This is a genomic window from Enterococcus sp. DIV1096b, assembly GCF_050498765.1.
Lineage (GTDB): Bacteria > Bacillota > Bacilli > Lactobacillales > Enterococcaceae > Enterococcus_D > Enterococcus_D entomosocium.
The window spans coordinates 2,547,266-2,559,675 of record NZ_JBMHEK010000001.1 but is presented as its reverse complement, the minus strand read 5'-3'; the positions used below and the strand labels follow the sequence as shown (position 1 = coordinate 2,559,675).

Below are 12,410 nucleotides of genomic sequence, written 5' to 3'. Positions count from 1 at the left end.
GCGGTCATTGCAATTCTTCAGGAATAAACCAATAACCCGTTTGATTCTCTTCTGCCAGCAGTTCTTTAAAGGCTTCAGAATGATAAGCTGCCACCACTGCCTGTGCCCAGTCACTATCTTTGTTGGCTTTTTTTACCGTTGCCACCAGTTCATACTCTTGCAAAATGTCTTCACTTAATAAGCTTTCCTCTGCAGCGATTCCAGCACTGTAAACGATGCTGCCGGGAATCACCGCATAGTCTAAATCTGCTAAGCTGCGGGGGATTTGGGCAGAATCCATCTCGACGATGTCCAGGTCATAAGGATTGTTAGTAATGTTTCTCAAAGTCGCGTCAATGGGCGCCACTTCGGAGTCAAGCTCGATCCAGCCGGCTTTTTGTAGCAGCAACAGGGCCCGGGCACTATTTGACGGATCATTGGGGATCCCGATGGTATCGTTTGCTTCAATCGCTGTTAAACTGTCCTTTCTGCCAGGATACAAGCCGGCTGGAACGGTAGGAATCGGTGTGATACCCTCTAAATCGGCATCCGTGTTTTCATTGAAGTTTTCTAAATAGGCGGTGTGCTGATCGACGTTTAAGTCGATCTCGCCATCGTTCAATGCAATGTCCGCTTCCAAGACCCCAGTAAAGCCAATATCCGTCACAGTATAGCCAGCTTCTTCTAAAATCGGTTTGATTCCTTTGAGAAACAGTTCGCTGTAAGGCCCTGGTGTCGTCCCCAATCTGATTTCTGTCTGCTGTTCCTCGGCATTTCCCGTTACTTCTTCTTGATTGCCACAACCGGCAAATAAAACTAAGGACAATAAACCAAAGCCCACACCCAATCGAATCTTTCGTTTCATAACTTTTCCTCCTTTTTTATAAAAAAAGCCTTCCCAAAGAATAGTCTTTGGGAAGGACGATCATTTCGCGGTACCACCTTCGTTTGTTTTTTGCTGAAACAAAAAACCTCAGTCAGTTCATCAAATAAACTGCATTGCGCTATCGGGCTTTCTCCGTCGGGGATTGTTCGTCCACGAATGCTCAAAGGTCATTTTCGGATCGTCTTCCTTACTCGTTTCCACCAGTTCCGAGTTCTCTTGAAAGAAAGGGGGGATCGTACTCTTCTTCTCACTGCATGTGTATGAAATTAGTAGTATCTTAGAACAAGATGAGAAAGTTGTCAATTGCTTTCGTGATAGGTGATTCCAATCGCTACGCAGGTAGTAGGGGAACAAATGGACAAGGGCAAGAATAGACCTAAAAAGCAGGAAAAGCAGATGAATGGTCGAAATCGCTTGGTTGGGTTAGAATCGAAACACAAAACAAAAAAAGAGGCGAGCAAATGAAATTACTTTTGATTGGACATACCGGCACACTTGGGCAGCTTTTAGTTGAAGGCTTTCAGCAGCTACCAGAGGTGGAGCTGATCACGGCTAGCCGTAGCAGCGGCGATCATCAAGTCGAAATTGCGGATGCAGACAGTGTCAGCCAGCTATTTACAGCCACTGGGAAAGTGGATGCCATTGTTTCCGCTGCGGGAAGCACAGTGTTTAAACCCTTTGAGGAATTGACGCCAGCAGATATTCAACAGTCGGTGGCTTCGAAGCTGCAAGGACAAGTCAACCTTGCGTTGATTGGCCAGCATTTTCTCAATGAAGGTGGCAGTATCACGCTGACTTCTGGAATTATCAAAGACGAATTTATCCCAATGGGCACGCCTTCAGCACTGGTTAACGGCGGTTTAGAAGCCTTCGTGGCATCGGCATCTTTTGAGATCGGTCAGGGGATACGAATCAATGCAGTCAGTCCCAATGCGCTTGTGGGCTCTTGGGAAACCTTCGCCGATTCTTTCAAAGGCTTTATTCCCGTTGGTGACGCACCCGTTTTTGCAGCGTATCAAAAAGCAGTCTTTGGAATCATGACTGGCAAGACCTTCACCGTTTATTAAGAAAAAGCAGAAGTAGAAAAAAACCGCCAAATCAAAGCTGACTTGGCGGTTTTTGTTCTGCTGAAAAAGAAGTAGCAAGCAGTTAAGAAGAGAGCAATTGGGTTTTCAGCTTGGGCATTTCTGCTTTGAGTTGTTGGCGAGCAAAAGCCAAGTCATTGATCCAAGAAGCAATCGCTTCTTTTTCTAAGAACAGAGGCATTCGATCATGGACTGGTTCAACAGAATCGTTCGCGGCAGTCGTTAGAATGATTGATTCGGTTTCAATCTGATCCTCTTTTTGAAGGATGCGATAAAAACCAGCAGCATAAATCACGTGATCTTGCGAAAAGAGGAACTTTTCCTTTTCATGATTCCATTCATAGAAACCAGACATCGGAAAGACACAGCGATGCTCTTGGAAAGGCTTGCGAAAAGTCGGTTTTTCTTCAACAGTCTCAGAACGCGCATTGATCATCAAATGCCCTTTTTTAAAGCCGGTAAAGCCCCATCTTGTCACACCGGCTACAACTTGTTGTTGTTGATTTACACCGATGGTTACGACGTGATTGGAGGGGAAAACATCATTGATAGCGACAGTCTGTTGGCGCTTGCGGGCTTTCGCCGCGGCTTCTTGATAATATTCTGACAATTCGCCAGTTGATGGATCAAATAAGTATCGGCCGCACATGGACAGGTCACTCCTTTTTTTGGATTGGCTGGTGCCTTTGTTTCAGTATAAAGACTCAAGGCGTCAAAACCAACTAACTTGCTTCACAGCGTGATTCGACAAGGAAAGGATAGGGGCGGTTATGTAAAAAGTTAGTACCGCGAAAAGAGTTAAAAGAAATCAGATAACAAAAAAAGGCAATCACCTACTGAGGTTGACAGCCTTTTTTTATTCTAGTTGGTTAGCCAATTTTTTTAACTCTCCCGCCGATTTTATTTGCGAAACGTTCAGCATCTTCTCTGCAAGTATAGGTCAATGCAATTGTTTTGTCCCGTGTTCTTTTTCCTTCGGCGGTTAGATAACCATGAAAGATTTTAATCGCATACAATCGATAAACACCTCCTTATCCTTCGTAATAATAACAAATTTACCGCTTACATTCAAGAGATATAGTAAAACTTTATTTTTTGTTAGTTATTTTATTAAGAAATTGTTCAAACGCTTAAGAAAAGATTGAGGGATAAAGGGAGGTGTGGAATAGACCAATGCGCATTTGAAAGGAAAGACGAAGGAACCTAGATGTATAAAGTTACTGCTACTTGCTTTCCAGCATAGAAGGACAAAAAATGAAAGCGATTTTGTTTTGAAATTTAAACAAATAAACCAATCGAGGAATAGCTAAGATAGGTGTCAAAAGTAGAGAAGAGAATCTATTTTCGTTTTTGCGTGTTATTGAGACATTTTCCCCTCAAAAAATGGTTTGTAGAAAGAAACGATGATTCAAGCGCTGCATAAGCACGAAAATTGTTGTTTATTGTGCCGGCAAGTTGCTGGTTTGGGGATTAAAAAAACAAAAGTTGTTCTAAAAACACCAGTCTGACAAAAATAGCTTTTGTGAGAAGCTCAACGGGGGCTTAACGATCGTGCGAAAAAATTTAAGGAAGCGATTGACAAGTTTTTTTTGAAGTGCTATGATACCGATGTAATTAGATAACGGTTACAGAAGTGCTGTGACCAAGAGGCGTGTTACTGTAAGAAGGCAAACCTCATATTCCACCAAGGGTGGAGTATGAGGTTTTTTAGTGTTTTTAAGGTGGAGGAAATCATGAAAATAAAGAAGTTTTTAAATAATAATGTTGTCTTACTAAAGAAAGGCAGCAATGAAATTATCGGATTTTCTACAGGCATCAGCTTCAATAAGAAGGTAGGAGATGATGTAGAAGAACAAGATTTTGAAAAGATTTTTGTATTGGATACTCACGCAATGTTGGAACATTTTAGCTATCAATTAGGAAAGTGCGATCCGAAATACGTAGCGATTGTTGCTAAAATCGTGGCTTATGCCAAACAGAATTATCGCTTAGCAGTCAGCGACTATATTTATTTGACTTTGCTGGATCATATTGATTTCACTGTTCATCGTATCAAGCAGCAAATGACTTTTCATAGTCCTTTGCAATGGGATATTCGACGATTTTATCCCGATGAATATGCCATTGGGGTGTATGCTGTCCAACTTATGGAGCAAGAACTAACGATCGATGTACCAACAGAAGAAGCGATCTCCATCGCATTGCATTTTGTAAATGTCCAATCACAAAAGAAGGATATGGCGGTTACCAATCAAATCGCGACATTTATAGAAGACGTACTGACGATCGTAAAGTATGAGTACAAACAAAATTTTGATGAGAATAGTTTCCATTATTCTCGCTTTGTCACGCATCTGCACTATTTTGCACAAAATGTGATCAATCATACACTTCCCAGCTATGAAGCGTCGACGCTCTATGCACAAATTGAGAAGATGTATCCGCAAGCGTTTCACTGTGTGGAAAAAATCAAGGTTTATATCAAAAATACGTATGATATCAACATCTCAGAAAATGAAGAAATTTATCTATCACTCCATATCCAGAAATTGACGGAACAAGGAGAAAGGGAGAAAAACAATGGACTATAAACAACTAGCCAATGAAATTTATGAAAATGTCGGCGGTGGTAAAAATATCCAGCACGTGACCCACTGTGCAACAAGACTGCGTTTCACGCTGGCCGACGACAAAAAAGCTGACAGTGAAGCAATCAAACAGTTAAAAGGAGTGACTGGACTCGTTCAGGGAAATGGTCAATACCAAGTGATTATTGGGCCAGATGTATCGAGTGTATACGCTCAACTACCGACGACAGAAACGACGGCTGATCAAAGCAGTAGCGATCAATCGATCATCTCACGACTCCTTGACTTTATCGCAGGCTGTTTTACACCGATGATTGCAATCATAGCAGCTGGAGGAATGCTGCAAGTGGTCCTTTCACTATTGGAGTTATCAGGAATTTTAGCTGCAACTGACGATACGTATCTCGTATTGTATCAAGTATCGCAAGCAGCCTTCTTTTTCATTCCCGTTTATTTAGGAAATTCTGTGGCCAAACGATTGAAAATTGATCCTTTCTTAGGAAGCTACGTCGGAGCGATTTTTGTGATGCCAGGATTGACGGCCCTTCTTAGCCAAGAAGGAGGAATCACATTATTTGGATTGCTCGTACCGAATGTGAGCTACAATGCCTCCGTTTTGCCAGTTTTATTAAGTGTCTGGGTTATGTCTTATGTCTATCGGTTCGCCGATCGGATTTTACCGAACAGTGTCAAATTTATTCTACGTCCATTGATCGCCATCATCGTGATCACACCGCTGGCTCTATTGCTAATCGGACCATTAGGTGTGACGATCGGCAACTATGTGTCACAGTTTTTGAACTACTTAACAAACAATTTTGGTCCGTTAGCCGTCTTGTTTATGGGTGCCTTTGCTCAATTGCTAGTAATGACGGGCATGCACACGACGCTGACCCCTATTTTATTAACTTCTCTGGCGACCTACGGGTATGATGATTTGATCGTCCCTGGTATGCTGCTTGGATTGGCTGCCGAAGCAGCGATTTGTTTAGCGGCTGGAATCAAAGCTAAGGATACGGAATTTAAACAAGTGAGTTTTTCATCGGCAATTACTGCCTTGATGGGTGTGTCTGAACCTGCTTTGTACGGAGTAACATTACGTCTGAAAAAACCGATTGTCGGAATGATCCTTGGGGGTGCTGCTGGGGGACTTTATTTTGGTTTGATGAAAATCAATACGCCAGTAGTCATTGCTTCATTTGTGGCGCTTCCATCATACAGCAGTGTGTTTCATGCGCTGATCGGCTCGTTGATTACTTTTGCGATTGCCTTTGCTTACACCTGGGCCATGGTCAAAGATGCAGATTTTCCTAATAATAATCAGCCGCAAGCAGTCAAATCTGGAGCGCAAGATGTGACAGCCAAAGCAACTGATGTTTCTTCTGAAACGAAGAAAGAACAATCAGCGATTGAAAAAATTGTATTATCACCTTTAAAAGGAACTGCCGTTCCATTGACAGAAACCAATGATCAGGCGTTTGCTTCATTGGCATTAGGCAAAGGAATTGCTGTTAAGCCACAAGATCAACAGGTGATTGCCCCATTTACGGGACAGGTTTCTGCCGTTTTTCCAGGAAATCATGCGATTGGACTTACCAGTACCGAGGGGATTGAACTACTGATCCACATCGGTATTGATACGGTGAATATGCAAGGAAGTGCCTTTGAACGACTAGTCAATGAAGGTGATCAAATCGCTATGGGAGAAACATTATTGCACTTTGATGCAGAAAAAATCGCTCAGGCAGGGTATGAAGATACCGTTATGATCACTGTTACCAATACGGCAGACTTCTTAGATGTTGTGGCACTTGCCCAACATCAAGAAATTAAAGCTGGCGATCAGTTATTAGCCATTTTTTAACCATTAGAAAGAAGAAAGGATGACAGCAATGAGTTTCCCAAAACATTTTTTATGGGGCGGCGCTTCGGCGGCAAACCAATATGAAGGCGGCTATAATGAGGGCGGAAAAGGGCTCGCTTGTGCTGACTTGATCAGCGGTGGCAGCCATACGACTTCTCGGAAAATCACAGCAAAAATTGAAGAAGAGTTGTTGTATCCAAGCCACGAAGCAACTGATTTTTATCATCATTATCAAGAAGATATTGCATTGTTTGCAGAAGCTGGATTTAAAGCTTTCCGCATGTCTATCAACTGGACCCGGATTTTTCCCAAGGGCAACGACACTGAACCGAATGAAGAAGGCCTGGCCTTTTATGATCGTGTGTTTGACGAGTGTCGGAAGTACGGGATTGAACCAATTGTAACCATTGCTCATTTTGATGTTCCCGCATATTTGAGCCAAGAATACAATGGTTGGGCGAGTCGTGAAGTGATCGACTTTTATGCGAGATATGCGGCGGTGTTGTTTGAACGCTATCACGAAAAAGTAAACTATTGGATCACTTTTAATGAAATCAACACGGCCACCTTAAGTATCGGAAACTTTTTATCACTGGGACTGCAAGTTGGTGAATCTGAATTTATCAATCAGCCGGATAATCTACAGCAACGCTACCAAGCCCTGCATCATCAATTTGTTGCCAGTGCAAAGGTTGTCGCTTACGGACATAAACACTATCCAGATTTGAAAATCGGCTGTATGATTTCTTATATGCCACGCTATCCTTATACTAGCCATCCAAATGATGTATTACTAGCCAAACAAGAAGAAAATATGCATTCGAAATTTTGTGGCGATGTGCAGGTCAAAGGGAAATATCCTTATTATGCAAAGAAATATTTTGCTGATCATGGCTTTGCAATCGAGTTTGCACCAGAAGATCAAGCGATCCTAGCTAAGGGAACAGTGGATTACTACACGTTTAGTTACTATCTAACACTTTGTGTCTCTGCAGATGAGAAAGTTACCAAAAATGGACACAGTATGATTGGCGGCTCTGGCGTAAATAATCCTTATCTAGAGCAGACGGAATGGAATGCGATGATTGATCCAGTAGGATTGAGAATTGCGTTGAATGATATTTATGATCGCTACCAGCTGCCATTGATGATCGTGGAAAATGGGATCGGAATTTCAGAAACTGTTGCTGAAGATGGACAGATTCATGATGATTACCGTATCGATTATTTAGAAAAGCATATTGCTGAAATGGAGAAAGCCATCGATGATGGTGTCGAGTTGATTGGTTACACGATTTGGAGTGCCGTTGATATTGTCAGTGCTTCTACAGGAGAAATGAAAAAAAGGTATGGCATCATTTTTGTGGATAAATATGACGACGGGACAGGGACTTTAGATAGAAAGAAAAAAGACAGTTTCTATTGGTATCAAAAAGTGATTGAACGAAACGGCTTATGATTAAATACTCCAGTACTTGCGGTGTACAAGTGCTGGAGTTTTTTTGCGTATCAATTTCAGCGCGTACAAAACAAAAACCACGCGTAAAACACGCGTGGTCCATATCAGGGGTTCATGTTAGTTGCCCCAATAAACAAATCGTCCATCAAATACGGTGGCTTCAACGGTCGTTTGAAGCAATTCTTCGGCAGTTAAAGGCAAGATGTTTTGTGACAAAATACAAAGATCGGCTAAACAGCCAACTTCTAATTGACCGATATCTTGCCGACTCAAGGCTTTGGCGGCGCCTGCGGTGTGGGCATAGAGGGCATCGGCGATGGTGATTTTTTCCTGTGGCATCAATCCGCCTGCTGGCTGGCCATTTTTTTCTTGCCGAGCAACCGCATAATACAGCGAGTCTAAAGGGGTCACGTCGATCACGACCGGCGTATCAGTCCCAAAAGCCAAGGTGGCACCTTGCTCTAGAAAGGATTGAAAAGGAAACATTTGACTGGCACGCTGAGGTCCTACTTCTTCATCGAGGGTCTCATAACCGACTAATAGATGGCTAGGCTGTACGGAGAGTACTAGTTGTTCTTGGCGAACTAGTGGCAAATCGGCGGCATCCATCACTTCCAAGTGTTCCAAGGTATTGGCTTTGCCTTTAGAAAGCGGGTGAGCAGCAGCACTTTCTTGATAAAAGAGGAGTGCTTGTCGAATCGCTTCATCACCGATGGTATGGATGCGCATCGGCCAGTCTTGCTGGTTAGCTTGTAATATAAAGCGGCGCATCCGTTGAACATCGATCAACGGCATCCCGACATCACCGGCAAAATACGGTGTTTCATATTCCGCTTTTAAAAAAGCCGTGTGCGTACTCGTCACGCCGTCAAAAAATTGTTTGACGCCGCCCATCTGTACTTTTTCGGAGCGATACGTACGGTAAGTTTCTTTTAGTTGCGTGATGTCTTCTCGCATGGCTGGATAAAAGACAGCGCGCAGGGTCGCTTCTGCTTCCGTTTGTCGATAAAGAGTGGGATAGACTAGATCGTCCCAGCTTTCTCCTGTCAAGGCAACATCGCCGATCGTCGTGATGCCGTATTGATTGAGCTGTTTCATATAGGTCAGAAAAGCAGCAGGGCTTTGCGCTTGGAATGACTGTAAGACCTTTGCTAAATAATGAATGGCGATCGCTTCTAAAAAGCAGCCGCTTAATTGTCCGCTGTTTTCGTCAAGCAATGCCTCCCCGCTGATCCCCGTTGGCAAGTTCTCAGGTGTGATCCCTAAAGCAGCGATCCCTTGGCTATTCAACCAAATGCTGTGGGCATCACCGGAAATCAGCATGACAGGCGTGTCGGCACAATAGTTGTCGATCGAATCTTTCGTTGGGTAGACTTGCTGACCGAAATCACTGCTGAACCAGCCGATGCCGATTTTCCATCCATGGGTGATGGGCAGCGCGGGCACTTGCTGGGCAACGGCTTCTTCTGTCACTCCCGTAAGATGGGTCAGTGCCCCTTGATGGAGTAATGCGGAAAGATAAAAATGAACATGAGCATCAATAAAGCCCGGGATGATCATTTGTTCTTTGAGATCAATGACCTGGGTGTCTTCAGCAAGTGTTGGCAGCGCTGAAAGAGGACCCACAGCCGTGATTTTCTGGTCTTCTATCAGGAGAAAGCCCGCAAAAGTCGTTTTCGTTTTGGTATCAAAGATGTGTTCAGATTTTAGTAATAGTGACAATTATAATCCCAACTTCCATTCAAGGAAAAGGTCGTTGTAAAGCTCAACCGCTTCTTTTCCTAAGTATTCATAATGTTCCATTTGTTCCATCGCACTTGGCTCAGGGTAGAAAGCTTTGTCAGCAGTCAGTTCAGCCGGCAGCATGGCTTTGGCCGTTTCACTCGGCGTGGCATAGCCTACGTATTCGGCATTTTGTGCGGCATTTTCTGGGCGGAGCATAAAATTGATGAAGGCGTAGGCTCCTTCAAGATTACCAACGGTTTTCGGAATCGCAAAATTGTCCGTCCAAATCGCACCGCCGTCATTGGGAACGATATAGGTGACGGCAGGATTTTCCGCCATCACATAAGCGGCATCGCCCGAATACCCGATTCCTAAAGGGGCATCGTTGTTGATCATCAAGGTTTTGATCTCGTCGGTCAAAACTGCTTTGACATTGGGACGGATACTTTCAAGCTTCTTCAAGGCTTTGGCGACTTTGGTCGGGTCTTTTTCATTTTGGGAAAGACCGAGCGTCTGTAACGCGATTCCTAAGGTTTCACGAGCACCATCCACCATCAATACATCATTTTTAAATACAGGGTTCCATAAATCCCCCCAGCCATGGATCGAAGAAACATCGACTTCTTCAGTATTTGCCATGATCCCGATCGTGCCCCAAAAATAGGGGATCGAGTAGGTATTGTCCGGATCAAAGGTTTGGTCCATCAAAAAAGGCGACAGATCTTCCGTTCCCGTCAATTTCTGATGATCTAAAGGCACTAACAGTCCTTCTTCGATCATTTTCGGAATGATCGATTCGCTAGGGAAAACCAAATCATAGCGTGAGCCGCCTTGTTTGATTTTTGTTTCCATCGCTTCGTTGGAGTCAAATGTATTATAAATCACTGAGTAACCAGTCTCAGTTTCGAATGTTTTGATCAATTCGGGGTCAATATATTCGCCCCAATTGTAAATAATCACTGTATTTTTGTCGGACGACGTTGCTGCCCCCGATTCTTTCGTTAACACCGAAGCACCGAAAAACAGCAATGCGGTGATGCCGATCACACCGCCAAAAAATACCCACAACCTTTTCAATTCATCAATTCCTTCTTTCTTTACAATTTCGTATTTCTTGAGTAGCGTAATTGATTTTTAAAGAAAAGGCAATAAAAAAATGAAGAAAAAATAAACCCGTTTCTTTCAAGGCTTAGCAGGAGGAATGGCCAGGTGGCTGCGGCAGTTTCCAAACATATCATTTGTCAAATTTCTTCCTTTTGCCTAAGCTAGGGAAGTGAGAAATCAAGGGATGGAAAAACAGGAACCTCTCTTTGATGAAGAATGAATGTAAGGAGTGAAGCATCAATGGAAACACGTGCTGTCGTTATTGAAGCCTATGGTGGAAAAGACCAATTAAAAGAAGCAACGGTCCAATTACCAGAATTAAAAGCAAATCAATTATTAGTCAAAGTTGCCGCAACATCCATCAACCCAATCGATTGGAAATTAAGAGAAGGCTATTTGAAACAAATGTTTCCATGGGACTTCCCAATTATTTTAGGCTGGGATGTCGCAGGGGATATCGTAGAAATAGGCGCTGACGTGACAGAATTCAAAGTTGGTGATGCAATCTATGCCCGCCCTGAAACGACTCGTTTTGGGACGTATGCTGATTATACCATCGTGGATGCTGAGTTAGCAGCGATTAAACCAGAAAACCAAAACTACGCAGAAGCAGCTGCAGTGCCATTAGCTGGTTTGACTGCTTACCAAGCGTTGTTTGAACACGGTCATTTAAAAGAAGGGGAAAAAGTCTTGATCCATGCCGGAGCAGGCGGAGTTGGTACCTATGCGATCCAACTGGCCAAAGCAGTTGGCGCTTACGTCATCACGACGGCTAGTCCACGTAACCATGAGTTATTGCAAAAACTTGGTGCCGATGAGATCATCGATTACCACACGACAGATTTTGAAGAAGTCTTGCAAGACATCGATTTGGTCTTTGATACGATGGGGGGCGACACCCAGAAGAAAAGTTTCACTGTCTTAAAACCTAAGGGCCGTCTGATCTCGATTTTGAGTATTGAAGACGAAGACTTGGCAAAAGAAAAAGACATCTTCGCCAAAGCAGTTTGGTTACGAACCAACGGCAAACAATTGGCAGAATTGACAGAGCTGATCGAAGCAGAAAAAGTCAACAGTGTCATCGGTGCAACCTTCCCATTGACGGCACAAGGAATTTACGATGCCCACACATTGAGTGAGACACATCATGCGGTCGGCAAGATCGTTATTGAAAATCAAGACAATTTCATCAGCCAAGACGCAGAATAAAGGAGGCTGAACCGATGCGCTTATGGCATGAAGCACTGATACCTGCTTTGCCTCGGCAGCAGCTGTTAGGCCAGCATCGTGAAGCAGCAGCCTTACGAGGGTTAGGCTGGGGCAAGAAGCATGCAACCGTCGATTACGTTTTTACTCATCCACCCTATAAATTGTTTCAATACCATCAGTTAGTGCTGGATGAAATGACCTATCGAGGCTATCGGCCAGCACCTGAATGGTACGATCCAGCGTATCGTGGCAAAAATCTGCCGCTGGAACCCTCCGTTCAAGCTGTTCCTTTGACTACGCCGATCTATCCAGAACATGATGAAGCATACTTGGAAGAATGCTTAGTGAATCTCCATCATAAGGGGATCTATCTTTAAAGACCAAACACTTTCCTGAATTTTTGTTCGGGAAAGTGTTTTTTTTCGCTTTAAAATCGTTAACTTACAAAAAGTAAGCATATTGTTCGCAACTTTTTTTGTTCCTTGTTATAGTGAGAAAAGAGAATCAGTAA

General features: G+C 43.4%; 11 protein-coding genes and 1 other annotated feature. Of the genes, 6 read left to right on the top strand and 5 right to left on the bottom strand.

Annotated elements, in window-relative coordinates; translation table 11 throughout:
* Positions 1–4: 4 nt before the first annotated feature.
* Positions 5–844 carry a MetQ/NlpA family ABC transporter substrate-binding protein gene (locus IGJ17_RS12090; protein WP_429961444.1) on the bottom strand — a complete coding sequence of 280 codons (840 nt, stop codon included), beginning with the start codon at positions 842–844 and terminating at the stop codon, positions 5–7.
* 49 nt (positions 845–893) lie between these two features.
* Positions 894–1,125, bottom strand: a binding site (T-box leader).
* Between the two features lie 201 nt (positions 1,126–1,326).
* On the opposite strand from IGJ17_RS12090, the gene IGJ17_RS12085 reads away from it, so the two are divergent.
* Positions 1,327–1,932 (top strand): short chain dehydrogenase, encoded by a 606-nt coding sequence (locus IGJ17_RS12085; RefSeq protein WP_429961443.1) that lies wholly within the window; start codon positions 1,327–1,329, stop codon positions 1,930–1,932.
* A gap of 82 nt (positions 1,933–2,014) precedes the next feature.
* Here the strand turns inward: IGJ17_RS12085 and IGJ17_RS12080 are convergent, their stop codons facing one another.
* Both IGJ17_RS12080 and IGJ17_RS12075 read right to left on the bottom strand, forming a co-directional pair.
* Complete coding sequence (locus IGJ17_RS12080) at positions 2,015–2,599, bottom strand: SOS response-associated peptidase (protein WP_429961442.1); 585 nt, start codon at positions 2,597–2,599, stop codon at positions 2,015–2,017.
* 220 nt (positions 2,600–2,819) lie between these two features.
* Entirely contained in the window at positions 2,820–2,966 is a 147-nt protein-coding gene (locus tag IGJ17_RS12075) for a hypothetical protein (RefSeq protein WP_005234527.1), read from the bottom strand.
* A gap of 717 nt (positions 2,967–3,683) precedes the next feature.
* On the opposite strand from IGJ17_RS12075, the gene IGJ17_RS12070 reads away from it, so the two are divergent.
* Genes IGJ17_RS12070 through IGJ17_RS12060 form a run of 3 tightly spaced genes read left to right on the top strand, consistent with a single transcriptional unit; the run spans position 3,684 to position 7,861 of the window.
* The gene (locus IGJ17_RS12070; RefSeq protein ID WP_429961441.1) at positions 3,684–4,541 is read left to right on the top strand and encodes a PRD domain-containing protein; all 858 of its coding nucleotides are present in this window, start codon (positions 3,684–3,686) and stop codon (positions 4,539–4,541) included.
* Positions 4,531–6,402: a beta-glucoside-specific PTS transporter subunit IIABC gene (locus tag IGJ17_RS12065; protein ID WP_429961440.1), complete on the top strand. Its 1,872-nt coding sequence runs from the start codon at positions 4,531–4,533 to the stop codon at positions 6,400–6,402. Before IGJ17_RS12070 ends, IGJ17_RS12065 begins: the two co-directional genes overlap by 11 nt.
* 28 nt (positions 6,403–6,430) lie before the next feature.
* On the top strand, positions 6,431–7,861 hold the full coding sequence (locus tag IGJ17_RS12060) for a glycoside hydrolase family 1 protein (protein WP_086297652.1): 1,431 nt from the start codon (positions 6,431–6,433) through the stop codon (positions 7,859–7,861).
* Positions 7,862–7,978: 117 nt separating this feature from the next.
* On the opposite strand, the gene IGJ17_RS12055 is transcribed toward IGJ17_RS12060, so the two are convergent.
* Entirely contained in the window at positions 7,979–9,583 is a 1,605-nt protein-coding gene (locus IGJ17_RS12055) for an amidohydrolase (RefSeq protein WP_086297649.1), read from the bottom strand.
* Positions 9,584–10,663 carry an ABC transporter substrate-binding protein gene (locus IGJ17_RS12050; protein ID WP_429961439.1) on the bottom strand — a complete coding sequence of 360 codons (1,080 nt, stop codon included), beginning with the start codon at positions 10,661–10,663 and terminating at the stop codon, positions 9,584–9,586.
* A gap of 267 nt (positions 10,664–10,930) precedes the next feature.
* On the opposite strand from IGJ17_RS12050, the gene IGJ17_RS12045 reads away from it, so the two are divergent.
* Positions 10,931–11,899, top strand: a complete 969-nt coding sequence (locus IGJ17_RS12045; RefSeq protein WP_042890454.1) for an NADP-dependent oxidoreductase — start codon at positions 10,931–10,933, stop codon at positions 11,897–11,899.
* Positions 11,900–11,913: 14 nt separating this feature from the next.
* On the top strand, positions 11,914–12,276 hold the full coding sequence (locus IGJ17_RS12040; RefSeq protein ID WP_016621441.1) for a TIGR02328 family protein: 363 nt from the start codon (positions 11,914–11,916) through the stop codon (positions 12,274–12,276).
* The last annotated feature ends 134 nt before the right edge of the window (positions 12,277–12,410 follow it).